At 61.7% G+C, this 24,541-nt stretch carries 21 protein-coding genes; 13 read left to right on the top strand and 8 right to left on the bottom strand.

Features of this window, described 5'->3' with window-relative positions:
* A partial coding sequence (locus Q4S41_RS18030) for a HAMP domain-containing protein (RefSeq protein WP_305032531.1) occupies positions 1–923 on the bottom strand: 923 nt, incomplete at its 3' end.
* A gap of 279 nt (positions 924–1,202) precedes the next feature.
* Between Q4S41_RS18030 and topA the strand changes: the two genes are divergently transcribed.
* The 3 genes from topA (at position 1,203) to Q4S41_RS18015 (ending at position 5,326) form a co-directional block, all read left to right on the top strand.
* Positions 1,203–3,716: a type I DNA topoisomerase gene (gene topA / locus Q4S41_RS18025; RefSeq protein ID WP_305032530.1), complete on the top strand. Its 2,514-nt coding sequence runs from the start codon at positions 1,203–1,205 to the stop codon at positions 3,714–3,716.
* Between the two features lie 97 nt (positions 3,717–3,813).
* Positions 3,814–4,380: an NUDIX hydrolase gene (locus tag Q4S41_RS18020; protein ID WP_305032529.1), complete on the top strand. Its 567-nt coding sequence runs from the start codon at positions 3,814–3,816 to the stop codon at positions 4,378–4,380.
* 82 nt (positions 4,381–4,462) lie between these two features.
* Complete coding sequence (locus Q4S41_RS18015; protein WP_305032528.1) at positions 4,463–5,326, top strand: DUF4846 domain-containing protein; 864 nt, start codon at positions 4,463–4,465, stop codon at positions 5,324–5,326.
* 50 nt (positions 5,327–5,376) lie between these two features.
* Here the strand turns inward: Q4S41_RS18015 and Q4S41_RS18010 are convergent, their stop codons facing one another.
* A complete protein-coding gene (locus Q4S41_RS18010; protein ID WP_305032527.1) occupies positions 5,377–6,048 on the bottom strand; it encodes an HAD family hydrolase in 672 nt (223 codons plus the stop codon).
* Between the two features lie 152 nt (positions 6,049–6,200).
* On the opposite strand from Q4S41_RS18010, the gene Q4S41_RS18005 reads away from it, so the two are divergent.
* From Q4S41_RS18005 to Q4S41_RS17960, 10 genes are all read left to right on the top strand, one after another.
* Positions 6,201–6,917, top strand: coding sequence for a pirin family protein (locus tag Q4S41_RS18005; RefSeq protein ID WP_305032526.1), 717 nt, complete (start codon positions 6,201–6,203; stop codon positions 6,915–6,917).
* Between the two features lie 185 nt (positions 6,918–7,102).
* Positions 7,103–7,687, top strand: a complete 585-nt coding sequence (locus tag Q4S41_RS18000) for a nitroreductase family protein (RefSeq protein ID WP_305032525.1) — start codon at positions 7,103–7,105, stop codon at positions 7,685–7,687.
* Positions 7,684–8,394 (top strand): pirin family protein, encoded by a 711-nt coding sequence (locus tag Q4S41_RS17995; protein ID WP_305032524.1) that lies wholly within the window; start codon positions 7,684–7,686, stop codon positions 8,392–8,394. Before Q4S41_RS18000 ends, Q4S41_RS17995 begins: the two co-directional genes overlap by 4 nt.
* Before the next feature lie 121 nt (positions 8,395–8,515).
* The gene (gene purU / locus Q4S41_RS17990) at positions 8,516–9,349 is read left to right on the top strand and encodes a formyltetrahydrofolate deformylase (protein ID WP_305032523.1); all 834 of its coding nucleotides are present in this window, start codon (positions 8,516–8,518) and stop codon (positions 9,347–9,349) included.
* A 102-nt stretch (positions 9,350–9,451) separates the two neighbouring features.
* Entirely contained in the window at positions 9,452–9,970 is a 519-nt protein-coding gene (locus Q4S41_RS17985; RefSeq protein ID WP_305032522.1) for a pyridoxamine 5'-phosphate oxidase family protein, read from the top strand.
* Between the two features lie 164 nt (positions 9,971–10,134).
* A complete protein-coding gene (locus Q4S41_RS17980; protein WP_305032521.1) occupies positions 10,135–10,818 on the top strand; it encodes an SIR2 family NAD-dependent protein deacylase in 684 nt (227 codons plus the stop codon).
* Between the two features lie 169 nt (positions 10,819–10,987).
* On the top strand, positions 10,988–11,230 hold the full coding sequence (locus tag Q4S41_RS17975; RefSeq protein WP_305032520.1) for a hypothetical protein: 243 nt from the start codon (positions 10,988–10,990) through the stop codon (positions 11,228–11,230).
* Positions 11,231–11,401: 171 nt separating this feature from the next.
* Positions 11,402–11,956 (top strand): metal-dependent hydrolase, encoded by a 555-nt coding sequence (locus Q4S41_RS17970; RefSeq protein ID WP_305032519.1) that lies wholly within the window; start codon positions 11,402–11,404, stop codon positions 11,954–11,956.
* A gap of 66 nt (positions 11,957–12,022) precedes the next feature.
* Positions 12,023–15,742, top strand: coding sequence for a hypothetical protein (locus tag Q4S41_RS17965; RefSeq protein WP_305032518.1), 3,720 nt, complete (start codon positions 12,023–12,025; stop codon positions 15,740–15,742).
* A 102-nt stretch (positions 15,743–15,844) separates the two neighbouring features.
* On the top strand, positions 15,845–16,834 hold the full coding sequence (locus tag Q4S41_RS17960) for a Ppx/GppA phosphatase family protein (RefSeq protein ID WP_305032517.1): 990 nt from the start codon (positions 15,845–15,847) through the stop codon (positions 16,832–16,834).
* 132 nt (positions 16,835–16,966) lie between these two features.
* Here the strand turns inward: Q4S41_RS17960 and ppk1 are convergent, their stop codons facing one another.
* The 6 genes from ppk1 to Q4S41_RS17930 all read right to left on the bottom strand — a co-directional run bounded on the left by ppk1 (position 16,967) and on the right by Q4S41_RS17930 (position 24,515).
* Complete coding sequence (gene ppk1, locus Q4S41_RS17955; RefSeq protein WP_305032516.1) at positions 16,967–19,327, bottom strand: polyphosphate kinase 1; 2,361 nt, start codon at positions 19,325–19,327, stop codon at positions 16,967–16,969.
* A gap of 102 nt (positions 19,328–19,429) precedes the next feature.
* Entirely contained in the window at positions 19,430–20,662 is a 1,233-nt protein-coding gene (locus Q4S41_RS17950; protein ID WP_305032515.1) for a sensor histidine kinase, read from the bottom strand.
* A gap of 11 nt (positions 20,663–20,673) precedes the next feature.
* Entirely contained in the window at positions 20,674–21,120 is a 447-nt protein-coding gene (locus Q4S41_RS17945) for a response regulator (RefSeq protein WP_305032514.1), read from the bottom strand.
* A gap of 6 nt (positions 21,121–21,126) precedes the next feature.
* Entirely contained in the window at positions 21,127–23,433 is a 2,307-nt protein-coding gene (locus tag Q4S41_RS17940; protein WP_305032513.1) for an ATP-binding protein, read from the bottom strand.
* A complete protein-coding gene (locus Q4S41_RS17935; protein WP_305032512.1) occupies positions 23,415–24,011 on the bottom strand; it encodes a biliverdin-producing heme oxygenase in 597 nt (198 codons plus the stop codon). Before Q4S41_RS17935 ends, Q4S41_RS17940 begins: the two co-directional genes overlap by 19 nt.
* Positions 24,012–24,125: 114 nt before the next feature.
* Positions 24,126–24,515, bottom strand: coding sequence for a RidA family protein (locus Q4S41_RS17930; RefSeq protein ID WP_305032511.1), 390 nt, complete (start codon positions 24,513–24,515; stop codon positions 24,126–24,128).
* Between the last annotated feature and the right edge of the window lie 26 nt (positions 24,516–24,541).

Here is a 24,541-nt window from a genome sequence, read left to right as displayed (position 1 = left end):
ACTTCCTGCGCCACGCGGGTTACCTCGCCGGCAAACAGGTTCAGCGAGTCCACCATCTGGTTCAGGTTCTGCTTCAGCTGCAGGAACTCCCCTTTTACATCTACCGTGATTTTCTGCGAAAGGTCGCCCTTTGCTACCGCGGTGGCTACGTTGGCAATGTCCCGCACCTGCACGGTGAGGTTCGAGGCCATGTTGTTTACGTTGTCGGTGAGGTCTTTCCAGATGCCGCCCACGTTCGGTACCGAAGCCTGGCCGCCAAGCTTGCCTTCGGTGCCTACTTCCTGCGCCACGCGGGTTACTTCGCCGGCGAAGATGTTCAGGTTGTCAATGGTTTTGTTGATGGTTTCGGCCATCAATTTGAAGTCACCCGATACCGGAATCTGGAAGCTTTCGTCCAGATTGCCGCGGCTGATGTTCTTCAATACTTTGCCTACTTCCAATACCGGCACAGCAATGCTGTCGACGAGGCCGTTGATGTTGTTCACCATGTCGCGCCAGAAGCCGGCGGCTCCTTCCGAAGAAGCACGGGCCTTGAGGTTGCCCTCTACGCCGGCCACTTTCGAGATGCGCGACACCTCGCCGCCCACACCTGCAATCATGTCCACCATCGAGTTGTAGGCCTCGGCGATTTCGGCGAAAATGTCGTCGTTTTGCTTGGTGAGGCGCACCGAGACGTCGCCTTTTTTGAAGGCATCGAGGGCGTAGAGTACGCGGTTCAGCTGGTCGTTGACGTAGCCCGGGTCTTGGGTATCGATGGAGCCACGCGAGCCGCCTTTTTTACGGGTCAGGTCGTTGTTGGTGCGTACCACGTCGAGCGCCGAAACCGCGCCGGCATCCGGCGTTCCGCCGGCGTCAACAACGTCCGGGGCCTCCACTTCGGGGGTGCGACGGGGCTTAGATTGCGGAGACTTGGGGGAAGCCATATAGTATAGGTATCAATCGAAGGGAGGAAGGACAAACGGGAAGGCGAAGGTACGTGCGCTCGGCGCCAATTCGCAACGAGGGATTTCGGCGAAATCGCCAGTGAACTCACGCGCTCCACAGCGGTGTTAAACGGGGCCGAGCGCGGCTAGATTATTGCTAGGTGTGGATTCGCTAGGAATATTGCGGCATCTTTGCGGCCAATTTAACATTTTGCCGCGGCTGGCCGTTTCACTCCCAACCACCCCCCACCGGCCCGTCGTCCCCCCTTACCCGCCCACATGGTCAAGAATTTAGTAATCGTCGAGTCGCCGGCCAAGGCCAAAACCATAGAAGGCTACCTCGGCCAGGATTTCGTGGTGCGCTCCAGCTATGGCCACGTGCGCGACCTGCCCAAAGACAACAACGCCATTGATATCGCCAACGGTTTTAAGCCCACTTATGTAGTTTCGGCCGACAAGCGAGAGCTGATTGCGCAGCTGAAAAAACTTTCCAAGGAGGCCGAAATGGTGTGGTTGGCGAGTGACGATGACCGCGAGGGCGAAGCCATTTCGTGGCACCTGGCCGAAACGCTGAACCTGCCGGCCGCCAAAACCAAGCGCATTGTTTTCCGCGAAATCACCAAAAACGCCATCCTGGGCGCCATTGCCAACCCGCGCGAGGTGAATCAGGATTTGGTGAACGCCCAGCAGGCCCGCCGCGTGCTCGACCGCCTCGTAGGCTTCGAACTCAGCCCTGTGCTGTGGAAAAAGGTGAAGCCGGGCCTGAGCGCCGGCCGTGTGCAATCCGTGGCCGTGCGGCTGGTGGTGGAGCGCGAGCGCGAAGTGGCCAGCCACCTGAGCGCCAGTGCTTACCGCGTGGTGGCCCGCTTCGATGCCGGCCGTGGCGCGGTGCTGGAAGCCGAGCTACCGACTCGGTACAAGACGCGCGCCGAGGCCGAGGCTTTCCTGGGTCGTTGCGTAGGGGCCACGTATCAAATTGAAAGCCTCGACAAGAAGCCGGGCAAGCGCAGCCCCGCCGCGCCCTTCACGACGTCGACCCTGCAGCAGGAAGCCTCGCGCAAGCTGGGCTTCTCGGTGGCTCAAACCATGAGCGTGGCTCAGAAGCTGTACGAAGCTGGTAAAATCAGCTACATGCGGACGGACTCGGTGAACCTCTCGCAGGAAGCCCAGGCCGGCGCGCAAGCCGCCATCACGGCTGCTTACGGCGCGGAGTACCACCAGCAGCGCACGTTTAAAACCAAATCGGCCTCGGCCCAGGAGGCCCACGAAGCCATTCGCCCGACGGATTTTGGCGCGGTGAAGGCCGGCTCGGATGCGTCGGAGCAGCGGCTTTACGACCTTATCCGCAAGCGGGCCATGGCTTCGCAAATGGCGGAGGCCGTGATTGAGCGGACTACGGCGGTGATTGGTATCAGCACCCAGCCGGGCACTACGTTTACGGCTACGGGCGAGGTGATTACGTTCGAGGGCTTTTTGAAAGTGTATGCTGAGAGCAAGGACGATGAGGACGAGGACGACGCCAAAGACGGCGAATCGAGCTTCTCACGCGGTCTGCCGCCGCTGAGCGTGGGGCAGGTGCTGCCTTTGCAGCGCCTGAGTGCCACGGAGCGCTTTTCGTCGCCGCCGCCGCGCTATACAGAAGCATCGCTGGTGAAAAAGCTAGAGGAAATGGGCATCGGCCGGCCTTCCACCTACGCTCCCACCATCAGCACGGTGCAGAAGCGCGGCTACGTGGAAAAGGACACCCGTGAGGGCAAGGAGCGCAAGTTCCACGTGCTAGCGCTGGACGGCGGCGAGGTGAAAACCGAGGTGAAGACCGAGAACTACGGCGCCGAGAAAGCCAAGCTGTTCCCCACGGACACGGCCATGGTGGTGAACGACTTTCTGGTGGCGCACTTCCCGGTAATTGTGGACTACCAGTTCACGGCCAAGGTAGAGGATGAGTTCGACCAGATTGCCAACGGCCACGAAAACTGGACGCAGATGCTGGACGGCTTCTATGGCAAGTTCCACGCGACGATTGAGGCCGGGCAGGACATTGAGCGCAACACGTTGGGCAGCACCCGCGAGATTGGCGTGCACCCCGAAACGGGCGAGAAAATTACCGCCCGTCTGGGTCGCTACGGCCCCTACGTGGCACTGGGCGACACCACCGACCCGAACGTGAAGCCGGCCTATGCCAACCTGCGCAAGGGCCAGTTTATTGAAAGCATCACGCTGGAAGAGGCGCTGGATTTGTTTAAGCTGCCGCGCATCGTGGGCCAGTTTGAAGAGAAGGACATGACGGCCAACTTGGGCCGCTTCGGCCCTTACATCCGCCACGACGGCAAGTTCTATTCCCTTACCAAGGAGCAGGACCCGCACACCATCACGGCGGAGGAAGGCGTGGCGTTAATTGAGAACAAGCGCAAAACTGATGCGGAGCGCTTGATTAAGAGCTTCCCCGAAAACCCGGATATCCAGGTGCTGAACGGGCGCTTCGGCCCTTACATTGTGGCGGGCAAGAAGAACGTGAAGATTCCCAAGGGCGAAGAGCCTACGGAACTCACCTTGGAGCGCTGCCAAGAACTGGCCGACGCGACGCCCGACAAGCCCGTCAAAGGCGGCCGCTTCGGCAAGAAGACGGCCCCGGCCAAGGAGGAAAAAGACACCGACGCGCCAACCAAAAAGGCTGCTAAAGCTGCCACGGCGAAGAAGCCGGCCGCTAAGAAAACGGCGGCAAAAAAGCCGGCCGCCAAGAAGCCCGCCACCGCCAAACCCGCCACAGCCAAAGCCAAAACGGCCAAAGCGTAATTGACCGATAAATCTTGGGCCAGCCGTTGGGCAGAGAAGCGCACGCTTTTCCGTTCGGCGGCTGGCTTGTTGTTGCACGCTATTTTTCTGCTTACCTATGTCGCCAACCATTATTCCCTGGAAAACCCTGCGTTCCACCCTGGTTTTTGATAACCCGTGGTACAAGCTGCGGCGCGACGAGGTAGAGCTGCCCAACGGACAGGTACTCGACGACTATTTTGTGAGCGTGCGGCCCGAGGTAGTGCTCACTTTCGCCGTCACGGAGGCCGGGGAAGTGCTGTTTGTGCGGCAGTACAAGCACGGCGCCGGCCGCATCCTGCTGGAGCTGCCCGGCGGCGTGATGGACGCCCACGAAACCGACGCGACTGCGGCCGCCCGCCGCGAGCTACTGGAGGAAACCGGCTACCGGGCCGATGACATCACGCCCCTAGCCACGGTGTTCGACAACCCCACGAAGGACACCAACCGCCTCCACTTTTTCCTGGCCCGGCAGGTGCGTTGGGCGGCCGCGCAGCATCTCGACCCGACCGAGAATATTGAGGTAGTGAAAGTGCCGCTGGCCGAAGTGGAAGCGCTGGTGTTGAATGGAACGGTCGAAGTATCGGGCTCCATCGCGCTGTGCTTGCTGGCGCTCGGGCGCTTGCGGCCGGGCGGGGCCGGCTGATTAAAAATCGGTGTATGCAATTAGCGGTATGCTAAAATAACCGGGGCCGCCGTTAGCAGGGCAACACCTCGATTCGGTCCTGATGACGCTACTTTTTCCCTTGCTGGCGTGGCTGCTACCCGCGGGCGGCCCGGCAGCACTGGCCCCGGCCGCAGTGCCCCAGCCTGAAGGCCTCTCCTACCCGTGGCTGGCGCGGCCCGATGCGGCGCAGGCGCTGGCGGCGCGGTTTGCAGTGCCGGGCGGGTGCCGGCGGGTGGCGGTGGCGCCGGGCTCGTGGGGCGAGTGGCTGCGCTACCTGCCGCTCAAGCCGATGGGCACGAAAGCCCGGCTCTACAACGGCACCCTGAAAAACCGGCAGGACGTGGTGGCCGCCGTGGCCGACATCGACGTGGGCACCCAGGATTTGCAGCAGTGCGCCGACGCCGTGATTCGCCTGCGGGCCGAATACCTGTTCAGCCACGACCCGAACAAGGTGCACTTCCACCTCGGCACGGGCTACGATTTCTGGTTTTCGGATTTCGTGGCCGGCAGGACTTTCCGCGTGGTCAACGAGGAAGTGCGGCCCGCGAGCCGGCCGGCCGAAGCGGCCACGCACGCGGCGCTGGGCCGCTACCTTATTCCCACCTTCGGGTATGCCGGCACGCTTTCGCTCAGCCGGGAGCTCCGGGCCAAACCGCTGGCGGCCGTAGAGCCCGGCGATGTGCTCATTCACGGCGGTGCGCCGGGCCACGCGGTGCTGGTGGTGGATGTAGCTGAGAATCCGGCAACGCACCAGCGATACGTGCTGCTGGCCCAGAGCTACATGCCGGCCCAGAACATCCACGTGCTGCGCAACGTGGATGCCCCGGCTTTGGGGGCTTGGTTTGCCGTACCCGGGCCAGCCGCGGCACAGTTTGACACGCCGGAATGGACGTTTGGCCGCCAGGAGCTGAAGCAGTTTGAATAGCGGCCCGGGCTTGCACGAGTACCCCGAGCCCGGGCTTCGGGGTACTCGTTTTATTGGCCCCCGGCAGGATGGATGGCCTGAATGGCCGCCGCGCTGAGCTCGCTGAAATGCTGGATAACGCGGTCGGCTGGTTTCAAGTCCTGGCCGGCGGAGTGCTCGCTCGCGTAGCCGATGCAGTAGATACCGGCCGCCTTTGCCGCCGCCACGCCATTGGCCGAGTCTTCGATTACGATGCATTCGGCGACGGGCGTTTGGGCCTGCGCGGCGGCATGGAGGAAAATAGCGGGGTCGGGCTTGGAGCGCTCAAAGTCTTCGCCGCTGATGCGATGCGTGAAGTACGGACCCAGCCCGAAGCGGTCGAACACCCGCGCGATGGTGGCTTTGGAAGCCGAGGAGGCCACCACCATTTGCACCTGGTGCCGCTGCAGGTCCTCGATGAGGGCGCGCACGCCGGGGAGCAGGTCGAGGCCGGCGTCTTCGTCGAAGGACTTATTGAACAGCTCGCGCTTGCGCAGCACCATGGCTTCGACCTCCTGCGAGAGGTGGTATTTCTCTTTGAGGCCCTGGAAAACGTTGCGGGTCGATTTGCCCAGGAACGTGGCGTACTCGGCTTCGCTGACGGGAATGCCGAGCTCTGCGAATTGCGTGAAAAAGGCGTGGTGGTGAATCGGCTCGGTGTCGATGATGACGCCGTCCATATCAAAAATGACAGTTCGAATCATGGGATGAGGCTCGTGGATGGCCGTGGGCAAAGGTATCGGCCCCAACTACAGCGGGCCGAAGATTATGTTGGAACATTTTTTTCATGAATGATGTATAAACATTAAATGTATGTACATTTGTCATATCACCCTTTTTAACTAACGCCCTTCACATGGCCCGCACCGTTCTGCACCTCGCCAACACCCGCGGCCACGCCAACCATGGCTGGCTCAATTCCTTTCACACCTTCAGCTTCGCCGGCTACAACAACCCCGAGCGCGTGCACTTCGGGGCATTGCGCGTGCTGAACGACGACACCGTGGCCGGCGGCATGGGCTTCGGCAAGCACCCGCACGACAACATGGAAATCATTTCCATCCCGCTGTCCGGCGATTTGGAGCACCAGGATTCGATGGGCAACAAAACCGTCATTCGTGAGCACGACGTGCAGGTGATGAGCGCCGGCACCGGCGTGGCCCACTCTGAGAAAAACCATAACGCCAGCCAGGAAGTGAAATTCCTGCAAATCTGGGTGTTCCCCAAGCAGCGCGGCATCAAGCCCGCCTACGGACAGGAAACCTTCGCCCCGGAGGCGCGCCACAACCAATTGCTGCAAGTGGTGTCGCCGGAAGGCGATGGCACCAACCCGCACATCCAGCAGGATGCTTGGTTCCACCTCGGCAACCTCGATAAAGGCTTCACGACCGACTACGCCGTAAAAAAAACCGGCAATGGCGTCTACGCCTTCGTGCTGGAGGGCGACGTGACCATCAACGGCCAGGCCCTGCACCGCCGCGACGGCTTCGGCATCTGGGAAACCGAGAAGCTCGAAATCAGCGCCGACAGCAACGCCGAGCTGCTGCTGATGGAAGTGCCGATGGAATTTTAATCAGCCTGGCAAACAAGTGGCATTATCTACAGCTTGTTCGCCTCAATATATAAGGGCCGTCATACCGAGCGGAGCCGAGGCATCTCACGTGCCGAAGTAATCCAATCTTTGCAAAGATGCGGGCGAGATGCCTCGGCTCCGCTCGGCATGACGGCCTTTATCGACCGCCCCAACAACCTAACCTTATGAAACCCGCCACCACCACCTACCCCGTTCACGAACTCATCCGCAACCGCTGGAGCCCGCGCTCCTTTTCGGCCCAGCCCGTGGAGCAAGGCAAGCTGAACCATGTGTTTGAAGCGGCCTCCTGGGCCTTCAGCGCCATGAACCTGCAGCCTTGGCAGTACATCTACGCCCACAAAGCCGATACTGCTGCTTTCCAGAAAATCCTCGATTGCCTGGTGCCCGGCAACCAGCCCTGGGCCAAAAACGCGCCCGTGCTCATCATCGCCCTGGCCCAGACGGCCAACGCCGAGGGCCAGCCCAACGGCGCGGCCATGCACGACCTGGGCGCCGCCAACGCCACGCTCATGCTCGAAGCCACGGCGCAGGGCCTCTACGGCCACCTCATGGGCGGCTTCGACCGCGACAAAACCCGCCGCGACTTCCACCTGCCCGACGGCCTGACCCCGGCCGTGGTCATTGCTCTCGGCTATATCGGCGAAGCCGAGCAGCTCGAAGAGCCTTTCCTGAGCCGCGAGAAAGCCGCCCGCTCGCGCAAGCCCCTGTCGGAGTTTGTGTTTCAGAACGAGCTGCCCGCCGCTCAATGAAAACCCGCCTCACCCGCGCCGCCGAGCGCGGCCTCAAGGACATCGGCTGGCTGAAAAGCCACCTCTCGCTCAGCTTCGGCCCCTACCCCAACCCCGAGCGCAGCGGCTTCGGCCTGCTCCGCGTTTTCAACGACGACGTGGTGCAGCCCGGCGGGGGCTTCGGCATCCACGGCCACGCCAACATGGAAATCATCTCGGTGATGCTGGCCGGCAGCATGAACCACAAAGACACCCTGGGCTACACCGAAGTGGTGCACCAGGACTGGGTGCAAATCATGAGCGCCGGCAGCGGCCTGCGCCACGAAGAGCACAACGTGGGCGATACCGACGTGAATTTCCTGCAAATCTGGATTGAGCCGAAGCTCCAGAACGTGGGCCCGCGCTACCAGCGCCGCCAGTTCCCGGAAGCCCAGCGCGTGAACCAGCTCACGACCATCGTGAGCAACGAGGAAGGCCAGGCCCACTGCTGGATAAACCAGAACGCCAAGCTCTCCCTCGGCTACTATACCGAAGCCCAAACGGTGCCCTACACCTTCCGGCCGCTGAACAAGCTGCTGTTTCTGTTCGTCATCAGCGGCTCCGTCACGGTGGCGGGCCAGGAGGTGGGCACCCGCGACAGCCTCGGCATCTGGGAAACGGATAATGTGAGCATAGCGGCGGCGGCTGGCACGCGGTTTCTGCTTATTGAGTGCCCGATTAACCACTGAGTTTTACTTGGCTTCACGACCAATCAGCCCGTTGCCCCCGCAGCGGGCTTTTTTTTGCCGCCTCCCCGGTCGCCCTCCCCCGCCAGCGGCTACATTTACGCCTTCCGCTTTCCCTTTTTTTATGGCGCAATTCCTCCTCATTCACTGCCCCGACGAGCCGGGGCTGGTTTACAAAATCACGGGCGTGCTCTTTCGGCACGGCCTCAACATCCTGCGCAACGGCGAATTTGTGGAGCGCGAGAACAGCCAGTTTTTCATGCGCACCGAGTTTGCCGGCGACTTCGAGCCCACCCGGCTGCACGCTGAGTTGACGGAATTACTGCCGCCCGGCTCCAGCATCCGCTTCTCCGACAACCACCCCAAGAACATTGTGCTCATGGCCACCAAGGAGCACCACTGCCTCAGCGAGCTGCTGGTGCGTCATGCCTTTGGGGAGCTCAATGCCCGCGTGCTGGCCGTCATCAGCAACTACGAGGTGCTCGGCGACCTCACCCGGCGCTTCGACATTCCGTTTCACTTCATCTCGCACCAAGGCATCAGCCGCGAGGCCCACGAGGCCGCCGTGCTGGCCACCCTGGCCCCCTACCGCCCCGAATTTGTGGTGCTGGCCAAGTACATGCGCATCCTCTCATCGGAGTTTGTGGCGCACTACCCCAACCGGCTCATCAACATTCACCACTCCTTTCTGCCGGCCTTCGTGGGGGCCAGCCCCTACGCCCAGGCCTACGAGCGGGGCGTAAAAATCATCGGGGCCACCGCCCATTTCGTCAACGAGCAGCTCGACCAGGGCCCCATCATTCACCAAAGCGTTATCCCCATCGACCACACCCAGAGCGCCCGCGAAATGGCCCAGGCCGGCCGCGACGTAGAAAAAATTGTGCTGGCCCACTCCCTCAAGATGGTGTTTGACGAGCAGGTATTTGTGAACCGCAACAAGACCGTCATTTTTGATTGAGGCAAGTCGGGTTATTGGTTGAACGTCATGCAGAGCGCAGCGAAGCATCTCGCGTGCTGCCACTAATCTTTTTTTTACGATTGAGTTACTACCACAAGCGCGATGCTTCGCTACGCTCTGCATGACGTTCTAAAAGCATCTTCACCAATAACCACCGCGCCCGCCCTGCCGTACTCCGCGCTCACGTATTCCATCCCCACCCTCATGGCCGAAACCACCCTCAAAGCCGTTGCCGCCAAAATGGCCAAGCTCGACATCACGATGCTCACCACCCACACCAGCCGCGGCCAGCTCAGCACCCGCCCCATGAGCAACAACGGCGACGTGGAATACGACGGCAACTCCTACTATTTCACCTACGAAGGCTCCCGCACCGTCTCCGACATCACCGAGAACCCGCACGTCAGCCTCGGCTTTTCTGGCCCCGACTACCTCTATGTGTCCGTGGTGGGCACGGCCACCCTCATCCGCCAGCGCGCCACCCTCGAAAAGCACTGGCTGCCCGAGCTGAAACGCTGGTTCAAAGACGGCATCGATACGCCCGGCATTGTGCTCATCCGCGTGCAGGCCCGGCGCCTCAAGTTCTGGCACGGCGAGGAAAATGGGGAAGTGACGCTGTAAGGGCAGTAAATTAGAATAGAGAAGAACGTCATGCAGAGCGCAGCGAAGCATCTTTACCGCAGTAGTAAACTCATTCGATTGAATTACTATTGGGGTAAAGATGCTTCGCTGCGCTCTGCATGACGTTCTATTAGTATCGTTCCTCCAAGTCCTACCCCAACCCCATGAAACACCTCGTCGTCCTCACCGGCGCCGGCGTCTCGGCCGAGTCCGGCATCCGCACGTTCCGCGACACCAACGGGCTGTGGGAAGACCACCGCGTCGAAGACGTGGCCTCGCCCGAAGGCTTTGCCCGCAACCCCGCACTGGTGCTCGATTTTTATAACCAGCGCCGCGCTCAGGCCCGCACCGTGCAGCCCAACGCCGCCCACCTAGCCCTGGCCGGCTTCGAGGAAGCCCCCGGCTGGCGCGTCAGCATCATCACCCAGAACGTGGACGACCTGCACGAGCGCGCCGGCTCCAGCGCCGTGCTGCACCTGCACGGCATGCTGAATGAGATGCGCTCCGTGGCCGACGAAGCCACCGTGTACCACTGCGAGGGCGACATCCACCTCGGCGACCTTGCCCCCGATGGCTCCCAGCTCCGTCCCCACATCGTGTGGTTTGGCGAGATGGTGCCCGCCATCGAAGAAGCCGCCGAAATCGTGAGCACCGCCGATGCCTTGCTTGTGGTGGGCACTTCCCTGCAAGTGTACCCGGCCGCGGGCCTGTTGCACTACGCCCCTGCCACCTGCCCCGTCTTCGTCATCGACCCGCACCAGCCCGAAGCCGGCCGCCGCGGCGTGCGCTACGTGGCCGAGGCCGCCAGCACCGGCGTGCCCAAGGTGCTTCAGGAGCTAGCGGGTTGATGGGTTGCCTGTTTGCCAGAACGTCCTGCTGAGCGCAGTCGAAACATCTCTACTGCAATAGTAATAATTACTGCTGCGGTAGAGATGCTTCGACTGCGCTCAGCAGGACGTTCTGGCTTTTTCTTGAAAAATCATCCATCAAATAATCTCTCTTTTCTACCTTAGCGCCATGTACAGAATCGTCACCAAATACCAGCTTTTCGGCCTGCGCAACGAGCACGACGCCGCCCACCAGCACAACCACATGATGCTAAGGCCCGTGGCGGGAGTGCCCGAATCCTTCGAAACCGAGCAAGCCGCCTTCGACTGGGCCCTGGGCAACCACGAAGACCTGCGCCACCACCCCGAATTCGTGGTGCTGCCCGTGCACCACATGGTTCTCACCTGGCGCCCCGAGGATGCCCCCCTCTAAAGGCGGCTTCTGGGCCGAGTTCTGGCCCAAAGCCCTCATCATTGCCGGCGTCGTCGTTGCCTTGTGGCTGCTGGAGCACTACGGCATCATCCGCCGCTGGTAAATTTTAGTTTGCGCTGGTCCGCCTCCCTTCGGGTGGGCGGACCAACTGCTTTTATTCTCGCTCGCTTCATGGCCTCCGCCTTCGCCCACGCCGCCCTGGGCGCCACCCTTGGCAAGCTGCTGCTGCCGCACCGGCGGCACTGGCCCTACTGGGTGGCGGCGGGCATCTGCGCTGCGCTGCCCGATGTGGATTCCATTGGCTACCGCCTGGGTGTGCCGTACGACAGCCTCTGGGGCCACCGCGGCCTCACGCATTCGCTGCTGGCGGCCGCGGTGGTAGCCGCATTGGGTACGCTGCTGGGCCAGTTGGCGCGGCCGGCGCAACGGCCGGCCGCCGGGCGACTGGCGTTGCTGCTGTTTCTGGCCACCGCCTCGCACGGCTTTCTTGATGCGCTTACGACCGGCGGGCTGGGGGTGGCATTCTTCAGCCCCTGGCACACGGAGCGGTATTTCTTTCCCTTCCGGCCCATCAAAGTTTCGCCGCTGAGCATCCGGGCTTTTCTGGGGGCGAAAGGACTGCGGGTGCTGGCCAGCGAGGCCATTTGGGTGGGGCTGCCGTGCCTGTTGCTGCTGTGGAGCCAGCGGTGGCGGCGGACAGCGTCCACCTCTTCGGCAGAAAACTAGCGGGTGGGCGGGCTGGGTGCATACTTTAGCCCGCGTTCTGCGTATTCCGGTGCATATCCATTCTTTATGCGCCTACAATTTCTCTCCGCGCTGGCCGCGCTTGGCCTTGCCGCTGGCCCGCTTTCGGCTCAAACCGCGCCCCCGGCTCACACCGTTTTCCTGCTGGGCAATACCGCCCAGGCCGAACTGCCCGCCGCCCGCCTCAAGCTGCTGCGTGCTACGCTGGAGCAGCAAACCGGTCCTTTCACGGTGGTGCACCTCGGCGACATCGTAAGCAACACCGGCTTGGCATCGAAGGGCGATACCGCCCTGGCCCAGGCCGCGCGCGACCGCGCCGACCAGCTTATTGCGCTGGTGAAGGGCCTGCCGCAGGGCAAAATATACTTCCTGCCCGGCGATAAGGACTGGGCCAACTCCGGCCGCGACGGCCTGAAAGCCGTGCGCCGCCTCGAAAAATACATCGAGAAGCAGCTGCCCGGCCAGAACGCCTTCATCCCCACCAACGGCTGCCCCGGCCCCGAAGTGGTGGACGTGGCCCCGCTGGTGCGCCTCGTGGCCATCAACACGCCTTGGTTCACGCACCCCTACGACCGGCCCGAAGCGCCTGATACGGATTGCAAGACCCTCACCAAGGAGGAGTTCCGCGAGCAGATTCAGGACCTGATTGACGACACCAAGAACAAGAACGTGCTGCTGCTGGGCCACCACCCGGTGGTGAGCAACGGTGTGTACGCCGGCCACGAGCCGCTGTCGCGCCACTTGAGCCCGCCGGTGTTCGGCACCATCTACGCCGCCTACCGCCAGAACGTGGGTTCGCCTCGCGACCTGGCCAGCCCCGGCTACCAGGAGCTGCGCAAGGAACTGCTGAACACGCTGCAAAGCAACCCCGGCGTTATTTACGCTGCCGCCCACGATTTCAGCCTGCAAATCACCCCCTTCCAGGGCAACTATCACGTGGTCAGCGGCAGCTTTGCCGAAAGTGAGCACGTGGGCGCCAAAGGCCAGTCGCTCTACAGCAAAAGCGAAGAAGGCTACACTACTCTCGAATACTTCGCCGATGGCACCGTAAAAACGCACGTTTTTGCCTTCGATAACAATGGCCAGGCGGCCAAAGACGCCTACACCGCCACCCTCTTCCGCTCGGCCTGCGCTGAAGGCGGCGACCAGAAAGCGCCCGCAAATCCCTTCATCACCAATTGCCCCGGTGCCACCAAAACCGTAGCTGAGGCCAAGCCCGACGCCCCATTCCAGGCCATGACGACCGTGGTGCCCGGCCCCGAATACAAACCCACGGGCAGCCGTAATTTCTTCATTGGCAAAATCTACCGCTCTTCCTGGCTGCAGCCGGTGACGGTAAAAACCCTGGATTTAGGTACCGAGAAAGGTGGCCTGCGCCCCACGGGCAAAGGCGGTGGACGCCAGACGACTTCGCTCAAGCTGGTGGCGGCCGACAGCTCGGAGTACGTTTTCCGCTCCGTGGACAAGGACGTCACCAAGATTCTGCCGCCGGAGCTGCGCAACTCCATTGCTTCGGACATTCTGCGTGACGTGACGGCCACGGCCAACCCGTATAGCAACCTGCCCATCAGCTACATGCTGGACCAGACGGACATTCTGCACGCCCGCCCGCGCCTTTTCCGCCTGCCCGACAACCAGCAGCTCGGCCCTTACCGCGCCGACTACGCCAACCTGCTCGGTACCCTCGAAGACTCGCCCAAAGACCCCAAAAAGAACCTGCCCGGCTTCGGCGGCTCGGATGAGGTGACGCGGAGCTTCGGCCTGTTCCGCAAGCTCTACAAGGACCACGACAACCAGGTGGACGCCCCCGCCCTGGCCCGCGCCCGCGCCTTCGATATGCTGGTGGCCGACTTTGGCAAGCACGAGGACAACTGGAAATGGGCCGGCTACAAGCAGGCCAACGGCGGCATCCTCTACCGCCCTATCCCGCGCGACCGGGACCAGAGCTTCACGCAGTGGAATGGCTTGCTCACCTACCTCGCCAACCGCGAGTGGGCCGTGCCCAGCATCGAGGGTTTCAACACCGAGTTTCAGGATATGAAAAGCCTGAACTGGCCCGCCCGTCACCTCGACCGTTTCCTGCTGCAAAGCCTTACCCGTGAAGACTGGCAGACAGCTGCCAAGTACCTGCAAGCCAAAATCACGCCCACTGTCATCGACGGCGCTACGGCGCAGCTACCCGCTGAAATTCAAGATAAGTCCGGCAATGACATCAACCGCAAGTTGAAGGCGCGCATCCAGGAATTACCCAAAGCCATTGATGAGTATTACCTGCTGCTCGCGCGCCGTGTCGATGTGGTGGGCTCGAACAAAGGCGAGGTTTTCCAAGTGAACCGCCTGCCCGATGGCCAGGTGCGCGTACAGATGTTTGACCGCGCCGGCGACACCGAAAACCCCAAAGGCGCCGCCCTTTTTGACCGCACTTTCAAGCCCAGCGAAACCGAGGAAGTGTGCCTCTACGGCCTCGCCGGCAAAGACGTATTTACGGTGACTGGCGACGGCGGCAGCCACAGCATTCTGGTGCGCGTCATTGGCGGCGACAGCAAGGACAAGATTGTGGACACCTCTACGGCCAGCGGCCTGCGTGCCCGCACCAAAATCTACGACGTGCCCGATACTGAGCTGCAGCTCGGCAAAGAATCGGACAACCGCACCAGCACCCGTCCGGGCGTGAATGCCTACGACCGCGAGCAGTTCGAATTCAACAGCTACCGCCCCAGCATCGGCCTGTTCTACAACGCCAACGACGGCTTCGGGGCCAGCGCGGGCGTCACGTTTCTGCGCCAGGGCTTCCGCAAGCCGGGCTACAAGAATATGTATTCGTTCGACATCCAGGGCAGCCTGAACGGTTTGCTGCAGTTCACGGCCAGCACCCGGCACCGCTACGCCATCGGCAAGATTGACGCGGGCGCTTCGGTCAGCTACGGCAGCTACTTCCCCTTCTACCGGTTCTTCGGGCTGGGCAACAACACCGGCTTCGACCAGACGCTGTACAACAACAAATTCTACAACGCCCGCTACCAGGGCTACACCGTGAACGCCTTCCTAGAGCGCACCTTCTTTCAGCGCAGCGTCATCCGGGTGGGCCCCTCGTTCGAGAATTACACCAGCGACTTCGCCGGCAACACCTACCTCGGCACCATCGATACCCGCCCCGCCGACGTGCGCCCCAACACCAGCGCCCAGCAGTTGGTGGGTCTCAATGGGGTGTTCGACCTCGACCTGCGCAACCGGCCCAGCTTCGCCCAGCGCGGTGTGCGCATCCGCCTGCAGCACGACAGCTACCGCCAGCTCACCAGCACCAAAAGCAACTTTGGTCTGTCGCAAGGCTTTGCCGAATACTACGGCACCGCCAAAATCGGAATTCCCGTCACCCTCGTGCTTAAAGGCGGGGGCGCCAAAAACTACGGCCCCGACAACGACATCCCGTTCTACAAATTCGCCAGCCTGGGCCAGAACGAGGGCCTGCGCGGCTACTACCGCAACCGCTTTAGCGGTGCCGCCAGCCTGTACTACAACACCGAGCTGCGCCTCGCGCTGGGCCAGGTTAAAAACGGTTTCCTGCCCTTCTACTACGGCGTGTTCGGTTTCTACGACCAGGGCCGCGTGTACTACCAGGGAGCCTCACCCGGTGGCTGGCACTCGGGCTACGGTGCAGGCTTCTACATCGCGCCGGTGGTCGAAACGCTGGCTTTTGCAGTCTCCTACCAGAAGTCGGTCGAAAGCTCGCTGGTTCAATTCGGCTTGGGTTTCCGTCTGGATAAGTAAGCGGTAAGCCGCGGCGGAGTTGCTGGCGCGCGTATGCGACGTGCGCCAGCAACTCCGCCGCGGCTTACCTTTGGGCTTTTATTCAATCCTGCCATTTCCTGCATGAATTTTCCCCTCCGTAAGCTCGCCGCCATTGATATTGGGTCCAACGCCGTACGGTGCCAGATTTCGGCGGTTTTGTATTACGAGGGCCGCTACCGCCTCAAGCGCGTAGAATACGTGCGCTTCCCCATGCGGCTGGGCGAGGACGTGTTTGCCACCGGCGAGATTTCGCCCGCCAAGGAGGAGCAGTTCGTCAAGTTCCTGCACTCGCTCAAGCTGCTGATGGAGGTGCACAGCGTGGCCCACTACCTCATCTGCGCCACTTCGGCCATGCGCTCAGCCGCCAACGGCGCGTCCATCGTGGCCCGCGTGCGCGAGCAGTTGGGCATGGAAATCAAGGTGATTGACGGCCAGGACGAAGCGTTTTACATCAACCGCGTTATCGAGCACGTGCTGGAAGATAAGCGCCACTACCTCCACATCGACGTAGGCGGCGGCAGCACCGAGTTCAACATCTACCACGACCGCCGCAAGGTGGCCGCTCAGTCGTTCGAAATCGGCTCCATCCGGCGCATGCAACAGGAAGAAAGCGGTGCCGCCAGCACCGATGCCCAGAACGAACTCTGGACCCGCATGGAAGCCTGGGTGCGCCACAACGCCCGCCAATACCACGTCACGCGCGCCATCGGCACGGGCGGCAACATCAACAAGCTCTACAGCCTCACTTCCGCGGCTCCCGATAAACCGGTGACCCGCCGCAGCCTCGTCACCACCCTCGACCGCCTCGCCGGCCTGAGCATGAACGAACGCGTGAACGTGGCCATGCTCAACCCCGACCGGGCCGACGTCATCGTGCCCGCCGGCCACATCTACCTTTCGGCCATGCAGTGGGCCAACGTCAACAACATGGTGGTGCCCGACATCGGCCTGAAAGACGGCATGTTGCAGGCCCTGTTCGAAGACTTCTTCGACGAGCTAAATCCCGAAGGCGGCCACCCCGCCCGCTTGCCCGTCCCCGATGTGCAGAACTCGCCGGCCGAAATGGAGTAGCGGTAGATAAAAAGGCAGTGTCATCCTGAGCGCAGCGAAGGACCTTATTCACGGTGAACAGTTCGTTCTAGCGTGATAAGGTCCTTCGCTGCGCTCAGGATGACACTGTCCTTATAGTTCCTACCAGTCCCCCTACACCCGGGCCGTAGCGGGCGTTATTGCATTCTCGTCCACGTGCCCGACCGGGGTGGAGTCGTCCTCGCAGGTATCCTCCACGTCGCCTTCGCCGAAGGCCTCATCCGTTTCCGTTGTAGCCTCCTGCGCTTCGGCCACAGCAACAGCGGCGGCTTCGGTCTCTGCCTCGAGGGCAGCGGCCTGGTCGAGGCGGCGCTGGGCCTGCACACCCAGCAGGGCCAGCATGCCTTCCGGAGTGGCCGTGGCCAGTTGGGCTTCGTCGCGTTTGAAGAAGTCGCGGTGCACGTTCACCACCGGTTCGCCGGGGGCCGGGCGCTGCCGGATGTAGGCGCCGTCTTCCCGCATCAGGTAGCTATTTTGGTTATCCATCATGTTCATCATCAGAATATTGATGGCCTCGCGCTTAAGCTGCGGATTAACTATCAGAAACAGCGCTTCAATGCGTCGGTCAAAGGAGCGCACCATGATATCGGCCGAGCCAGCATATACCTTGGCATCGCCGCCGTTGTGGAAATAAAACAGGCGGGTGTGCTCCAGGTAATCACCCACGATGCTGCGCACCTCGATGTTTTCGCTCAGCCCCGGCCGGCCCGGGCGCAGGCAGCAAATGCCCCGCACGATGAATCGAATGGGCACCCCCGCCTTCGCCGCCCGGTAGAACTCGTCGATAATTTCCTTGTCTTCGAGCGAGTTCATCTTCATCACGATGCCACTGGGCAAGCCCTTTTTGGCGTGCTTCACTTCCTCGCGGATGAGGTGAATGAGCTGCTGCCGCATGTCTTTCGGCGCCGTGATGAGGTACTCATAATCGTCGGGCTGCGAGTGCCCGGTGATGACGTTGAAGAATTCCGACACGTCGTGGCCATACACGTCGTTGGTCGTGAGCAAGCTAACGTCGGTGTAGAGGCGCGAGGTTTGCTCGTTGTAGTTGCCCGAGCCGATGTGCACATAGCGCGTCACCTTCTCCCCTTCCTTGCGGATAATCATGAGCAGCTTGGTGTGCGTCTTGTACTTGCTCACCCCGTAAATCACAAAGCAGCCGGCCTTTTCCAGCCGCGCGCCTTCGCGGATGTTCTTCTCCTCGTCAAAGCGCGCTTTCACTTCAAATAGAACCGAAACGTGCTTGCCATTCTCGGCCGCTTTCAGCAGCGCGGCCGACACGCGAGAATCATCGGCCAGGCGGTAGATGGTTTGCTTGATGCCTAGCACGTGCGGGTCGACGGCGGCTTGCTCCAGCAGGCGCACCATGGGGTCGATGCTGTTGTAAGGGTGGTGCAGCAACACATCGTGGTGCTTGAGGTACTCGAAGAGGTTTTCCTCGGCGCCTTCGGGCAGGCTGAGCGGCTGCACGGGAGAAGGCATTTTGGCGGTTTTGCCCCGGAAATTGGGGTGCCGCACAATCTGCCACAGGCCCTTTAGGTCAATCAACGAATTGATGACGAATACGTTGCCATTGTCGATATTCCACCGCTCGCGCAGCACCTGCATAAGGCTGGCCGAGGCGTTGGGTTCCACTTCCACGCGCACCACGCGGCCGCGCTTGCGGGTTTTCAGGCCCACCTGAATTTCCTTGATGAAGTCGTTGTCAATGTCGTCGGACTCTTCCAGCGTGAAATCGCCGTTGCGGGTGATACGGAAAAGGTCGGCCGACACAATCTCCACGTTGCGGAACAGGCGCGGCAGAAACTCGCGCACCACTTCCTCGATGGGCACAAAAATGACCTTATCCTTGCGCGTGAGCTCAAAAAACCGAGTCAGGTTCTGCGGAATCTGCACGAAGGTGAGGCGCTCCTGCCCTTTCTCGGCCTCGCCATCTAGTCCCACGGCCAAGCCATTGCCGATGCGCGTGACCACCCCGAAGATGAGCATCTGGTTCATCATCAGCGGGAAGCCGTGGTACGAGTCGTACACCATTGGCGTTAGCAGCGGAAACACGGTGTTCTTGAAATACCCGTCGGCCTTCTTGATTTCGAGCTCCGTCAGGTCGCTCATCTTCAAGATATTGAAACCGTTTTTCTCAAAATTAGGCTTCAGCTCGTTCAGATAGGTCAGGCTCTGGTCGTTCACGAAGCGGTGCGCGAAATCGAGCAGCTTGCGCCGGAAGGGCAGCTCGCGCAGACCGGAGTAGTCAATCCGCTCCTTGCCGTAGTCGAGATAGTTGTAGAGCGAGCCCACGCGAATCATAAAAAACTCGTCGAGGTTCGAACTCGTGATGGCCAGAAACTTAAGCTTATCAAACAAGCCCCGACCGGCATCCTGCGCCTGGTCGAGCACGCGGTAGTTGAAGCGCAGCCAGCTCAAATCGCGGCTGATGTACTTGCTTTTGCGGATTAGGTCGGAGGACTTAAATAATTTCATGGACCACGGATTGAACGGATTTTAACGGCTTAAACGGACTTTTAGGGTTCCGCGTCTCCGTTGGCCAGCAAATTAACGGCCAGCGAGGCTTCAAGGCCGCACTTACCGGCCGGTTTCGCCCACCGCCGGCCCCAAATACAGCCGAAACAGCGTGCCTTCGCCTTCCTTGCTCATTACTTCGATGTGGCCGCCCTGGGCCTGCACCAGCCGGTTCACCAGAAACAGTCCCACGCCCGTGCCCGACGAGGCCTGCGGGTGGAAGCGCCGAAACAGTTGAAATAGCTCCGTGCCGTGCCGCTCCATGTCGATGCCCAGGCCATTGTCGCGCACTTCCAGCAACGGCTGGCCCGCGTCGAGGCAGGCCCGTACCTGCACCCGGGCCGGCCGGTCGGGGGAGCGGTACTTCAGCGCATTGCTCAGCAGGTTGAGCAGAATGGTGCGCAGGCTGCCGCGCTCCACCTGCAGGGTGGGCAGGGCAGCAAAATCCGTTTCCACCGTGCCCTGCGCCGCCGCTACCTGGGGCTGCAGTAGGGTGAGCACCTCCTTGGTGAGGTCGGCCAGCACTACTTTTTCGGTGGGCTGGCCGCCGGTCATGCGCTCGGCCTGCACCACGGCCGACAGGTCCTCAATGGTTTTGCTCAGGTCCTGCAGCGAGGAATCGACTAAGCCCAGCACCACGCCGGCTTCCGGGTCGTGAAACGTGGCGGAGCTACGCAGTTCCTCAAACAGCCCGCGCAGGTTATCCACGGGCTGCTTCAGGTCGTGCGAGGCCGCGTACACGAAGTTGTCGAGGTCGAGGTTGGCGCGGGCCAGGTCGGTGTTGGCCGCCGTGAGCTGGGCGTTTTTGAGGGTGATTTCGTGGCGTGTTTCCGTCAGGGCGTCCAGCGACTCGCGCAGCTGCTGGTTCACGGCGCGCAGTTCCTCGTGGTAGCGGGCCACGTACTGCCGCCACTCGTTTTTCTCGATGGCGTGGAGCACCGTTTTCACCAGCAATTCCTGGTCGAACTGCCGCTTCACCAAGTAGTCGAGGGCTCCGGTGTTGAGGGCGCGCACGGCCAACTCCTCGCTGCCGCCGCCGGTCACCATCACCACGCACAGGCTATCGGGCGGCGTCAGGGTTTTCAGGTCGGCTAGGATGTCGAGCCCGTCGGCATCGGGCAGGTTATAGTCGAGCAGCACGCAGTCGGGGCGGTGGGCCAGAAACTGATTCCGCGCTTCCTCGCCCGTGGTGGCTTCCTCAAAGCTGATGCTTTCAAAGCCCAGGTGGCGGCCCAGGTAGCGGCGGTACAGGGCGCGGTCTTGCTCGTTGTCGTCAACGAGTAGAATCTTCTTCATGTACCGTCCTCCTACAAAGCCTTCGGCAATTCCGCCGTTTCCAGCCAGTATTGAATGGCGTGGCGGATTTTCTCCTCCAGGGCCGCGTACTCAATGGGCTTCGTCAGGTAGCTGTTGGCGCCCATCTGGTAGCAGTCGGCAATGTCGCCGGCGCTGGTCGAGGTGCTGAACACGATGACGGGGATGGATTGCAGCTTGGGGTCGCGCTTCATGATTTCGAGCACGGCGCGGCCGTCGGTGCCGGGCATGTTCAGGTCGAGCAGCACAAAGGCGGGCAACGTCTGGGGCCAGCCCACGGTTTTGCCGTAGCCCTGCAGGTACTCCAAGGCCTGGTCGCCATCTTCGCAACGCAGCACCGGGTTTTGCAGGGCGTGCTTCCGAAACACCCGGCTCAGGGCCATGAAGTCTTCGGCACTGTCTTCTACAACAAGGATGGGTTTGAGGGGCGATAACAGCACGACTGATTATTTGGGAATAGTAAAGTAGAAAGTGGCGCCCTGGCCGGGCTGGGAATCAACCCACAAGCTGCCGCCGTGTTTTTCAACCATCTTTTTGGCAATGGCCAGGCCCGCGCCAGTCCCTCCTCCGTACTTTTCCGGAGTGTGCAGGCGCTTAAACAATTTGAAGATATTGGTTTGGTGGCGGGCATCAATGCCGATACCATTGTCTTGTACGTAAAAAACGTAAAAGTTGGCGCGATTCAACTCCGGAAAAGTGTCAGTGGGCGCTTCTCCCACCCGAATGAGCTTTTCCGGCCGGTCGTTGTACTTCATGGCGTTCGTGAAGAGGTTGCTGAACACCTCCTGAATCCGAATCCGGTCGCCCATGATGGTGGGCAACTTATGGCGCACGATGAGCTGCGTGTGCGTCTCCTCAAACCGCAGTTGCAGCAGGTCGCGCACTTCTTCCAGCAGGTCGTTCAGGTCTATTTTTTCCAGCTCCAGTTCGGCGCGGCCCACGCGCGAGAGCTGCAGCAGCGACTCAATCAGCGACTCCATGCGCTGGCTCAGCCGCACCAGGGTCTGGAGGCGGTGCACGCCTTCCTCGTCCAGTTTGTCGGCGTAGTCCTCCAGCAAAAACAGGGCGTAGTTGTGAATGCCGCGCAGGGGCTCCTTCAGGTCGTGCGAGGCCACGTAGGCAAACGAGTCGAGGTCGTCGTTGCTGCGGGCCAGCTCGGTGTTGAGGCGGGTGAGGCTGCGGGCCTGGGCCTGCAGCTCGTTGAACACCTTGAGCCGGATGTCGGAAATGCGCAGCCGAATGTCCTTCACCGCTTCCAGCTCCACGGGCTTCCAGGGCGCGGCCGTGTTTTCCACCAGCTGCTTCCAGGCTTCGAACGACTGACGGGGGGAGAGAAAAATCTGGCCGTCGGCCAGCTTCTGGGGCTTCTCGTTCTGGCCGGCCCAGGTCACGGTGCGCACCTGCTCGGGCCGGAACCAGAGCAGGTAGTTGCCGGGCGCATCGGCCAGCGAAGCGGCAATGATACCGCTGGCCGTGGCCCGGAAGGCCAGCCCCGCCGGGTTGAGCGCGGCGTAGGACGAAGTCGAAAACACGTCCTGAGGGGCGTTTTCCTGCAGCCAGGCCAGCAGCTCGCGGATTTGGTCCCGCGAGGGCGTGGCCCCTAGCGTGGTAATTTCCTCGTTGAAGCACACCGCCGCCCCGCCGCAGTCGAACACATCCTTGATGGTGGGAAAGTGCCCGCACAGGCCGTCCACAAAATTGGCCGGCCCCGACACCGTGACGTGCTCAAACAGCTCATTTTGCCGCTCGCTGATGCGAAGCTGGTACTCGGTATTATCCAGCAGTTCCTTGCTGCCGAGCAGGGCCGAAAACGTCTTGCCGATGAACTGGCACAGGTCGCGCAGCTCGTAGCTCACCAGTCGGGGCGTGAGGTGGTGGCACGTCACCATGCCCCACAGCTTGCCCTCTTGGATGAGCGAAATGGTCATGGTTGCGCCCGAGCCCATGTTGCGCAAGTACTCCAGGTGGATGGGCGACACGCTCCGCAGCACGGCGTACGTCATGTCGGGCGGGCGGCCGGAGGCCGGGTTGCGCACCGGCACCAACGGCACGGGCGCGTAGCCGGCATCCGGAATGAAGCGCAGCCAGTTTTTGAGGTACATGGCCCGGGCCTGCTGCGGAATGTCGGTGGCCGGGTAATGAATGCCCAGCCAGGGGTCGAGGTCGGCGCGCTTGGCTTCGGCAATGACTTCGCCGCTCTCATCCGCCGCAAAGCGGTAGATGGCCACCCGGTCGAAGCCTGTGAGGGCCCGCACCTGGTCCACGGTGTGCTGGCAAAACTCCAGCACGGTGGCCGCGGCCAGCATCTGGCCCATGGCCGCGTTCAGGAAGCTCAGGTCAGGCGTGGTGCCTTCCAACTGCTCTACGGGCTCAAATTCCAGCCACAGCACTTCGTCGTAGCGGTGCATGATGAGCTTGAAGTAGGGCTGCCCGGCCACGCCATCGAGCTGCACGCCCAGCAGTTGGGGCGCCGTGCCAAGCGTATCAAACAAGCCTTCTACTTTCGCCTGCTGTTCGGGCGCCAGCACGCGGTCGAGGGTGCGGCCAATGAGGCTTTCGGCGGGCTGGCCGAGGTACGTTTCGGTGTTGGCGCTGGCCTGCACAATGTGGTGGGTGTGCTCATCGAGGCACAGCAGGAAGCCGTAGGGCTGAATGGCGCCCGGAATGTGAATGGGCTCCCGGTCACAGTTGCTCAGGGTAATGGGGGTGCCGAGCAGGCGCTCGTCGGAGTAGCTCACGGTTGGTTTATCCACGCATCAAGGTGTTGAAAAGTACGCGCGGCCGAAGCCACGATTTCGTCGGCCGTGGCCGGGGTTGCGGCGGCGGTCAGCAGTTGGCCAAACGTCTTCCACAGCGGCCCGGTTCGCTCGCCATAGCCCAAAAAATACCGCCGCAGAGGAATGCCCGCCCGCTCCAATTGCCGGCTGATGACCTGCCCGCCCAGCGTCGAGCCCTCCATCACGTAGAGCGCGCCCAGTAGCTGCGGCACCGTATGCAGTGGCGGCATATCGGGGCTCAGCGGCAGGCCGGGGTTGGCGGCCGGCCGCTGCAAATCTTCTAGAATCAGGTGCGCCCGGTAGCGCCGGGGCAACTCCCAGGCGGGGCCCAACTCCGCCTCGTGCGCGCGCAGGGCCGCTTCATAGGGCTGCAAGAACCCGTACATCCGCTCCAGAAACCGCGCCGTGCCGGCCGCCGTGGGCGCGCCTGCCCGCAGCGCCTCGTTAAACGGTCCGGCCTCCAAAGCGTCATGATACGGGCGGGTTTCGGCGCGCAGCCGGGCCAGGATGGTTGGCGCGGCAGGGGTTTCGGGCGAACTGGGAACGTTGGGCATCTAAGGCGGGCAAGCGTAGGGCAACGAGACAAGATATGCAGTAGCCAAAAATAGGCACGGACTGACGGTTCGCCTTTTCTGGAGCCGCTAATTTCTGGGTGGAAAAGCCGTCGCCTAACTTGCAATGATGGCTGTGGCCTCAATCTCAACCAGTAAGCGTGCGTCAATCAGCGCTTTTACTTCCAGCATCGACGAAGCCGGCCGAATATCCCGAAATACTTCGCCGTGCGCCCGGCCCACCGCTTCCCACTGCGAAATATCGGTCACAAAGATGCGCGTCCGCACCACATCGGCAAACGAAGCCCCGGCCGCGGCCAGCGCGTCACCAATCTTTTCCAGCACCCGCCGGGTCTGAATGTATACATCGCCCTCGCCCGTTATCACGTCGCCATCCTGCGCGGTGGTGCCGGCCACCTCCACCACGTTGCCCACGCGCACGGCGCGGGAGTAGCCCACTATCGGCTCCCACGGAGCACCAGAGGAAATCAACTGTCGTTTTTGCATTGATTCTGAAATGGGAAGTTGGGATA

The organism is Hymenobacter convexus, assembly GCF_030580955.1.
Lineage (GTDB): Bacteria > Bacteroidota > Bacteroidia > Cytophagales > Hymenobacteraceae > Hymenobacter.
The sequence above is the reverse complement of the archived record's forward strand: the minus strand, read 5'-3'. Positions and strand labels throughout refer to the sequence as shown.

Excerpts from the sequence above, each read along its gene's own strand:
- ppk1 (WP_305032516.1), bottom strand. The coding sequence starts at position 19,327 with ATGAAATTATTTAAGTCCTCCGACCTAATCCGCAAAAGCAAGTACATC.
- Q4S41_RS17980 (WP_305032521.1), top strand. The coding sequence starts at position 10,135 with ATGAAACACCTCGTCGTCCTCACCGGCGCCGGCGTCTCGGCCGAGTCC.
- purU (WP_305032523.1), top strand. The coding sequence starts at position 8,516 with ATGGCGCAATTCCTCCTCATTCACTGCCCCGACGAGCCGGGGCTGGTT.
- Q4S41_RS18015 (WP_305032528.1), top strand. The coding sequence starts at position 4,463 with ATGACGCTACTTTTTCCCTTGCTGGCGTGGCTGCTACCCGCGGGCGGC.
- Q4S41_RS18000 (WP_305032525.1), top strand. The coding sequence starts at position 7,103 with ATGAAACCCGCCACCACCACCTACCCCGTTCACGAACTCATCCGCAAC.
- Q4S41_RS17965 (WP_305032518.1), top strand. The coding sequence starts at position 12,023 with ATGCGCCTACAATTTCTCTCCGCGCTGGCCGCGCTTGGCCTTGCCGCT.
- Q4S41_RS17995 (WP_305032524.1), top strand. The coding sequence starts at position 7,684 with ATGAAAACCCGCCTCACCCGCGCCGCCGAGCGCGGCCTCAAGGACATC.
- Q4S41_RS17930 (WP_305032511.1), bottom strand. The coding sequence starts at position 24,515 with ATGCAAAAACGACAGTTGATTTCCTCTGGTGCTCCGTGGGAGCCGATA.
- Q4S41_RS17950 (WP_305032515.1), bottom strand. The coding sequence starts at position 20,662 with ATGAAGAAGATTCTACTCGTTGACGACAACGAGCAAGACCGCGCCCTG.
- Q4S41_RS18010 (WP_305032527.1), bottom strand. The coding sequence starts at position 6,048 with ATGATTCGAACTGTCATTTTTGATATGGACGGCGTCATCATCGACACC.
- Q4S41_RS17970 (WP_305032519.1), top strand. The coding sequence starts at position 11,402 with ATGGCCTCCGCCTTCGCCCACGCCGCCCTGGGCGCCACCCTTGGCAAG.
- Q4S41_RS17985 (WP_305032522.1), top strand. The coding sequence starts at position 9,452 with ATGCTTCGCTACGCTCTGCATGACGTTCTAAAAGCATCTTCACCAATA.
- Q4S41_RS17935 (WP_305032512.1), bottom strand. The coding sequence starts at position 24,011 with ATGCCCAACGTTCCCAGTTCGCCCGAAACCCCTGCCGCGCCAACCATC.
- Q4S41_RS17960 (WP_305032517.1), top strand. The coding sequence starts at position 15,845 with ATGAATTTTCCCCTCCGTAAGCTCGCCGCCATTGATATTGGGTCCAAC.
- Q4S41_RS17975 (WP_305032520.1), top strand. The coding sequence starts at position 10,988 with ATGTACAGAATCGTCACCAAATACCAGCTTTTCGGCCTGCGCAACGAG.
- topA (WP_305032530.1), top strand. The coding sequence starts at position 1,203 with ATGGTCAAGAATTTAGTAATCGTCGAGTCGCCGGCCAAGGCCAAAACC.
- Q4S41_RS18005 (WP_305032526.1), top strand. The coding sequence starts at position 6,201 with ATGGCCCGCACCGTTCTGCACCTCGCCAACACCCGCGGCCACGCCAAC.
- Q4S41_RS18020 (WP_305032529.1), top strand. The coding sequence starts at position 3,814 with ATGTCGCCAACCATTATTCCCTGGAAAACCCTGCGTTCCACCCTGGTT.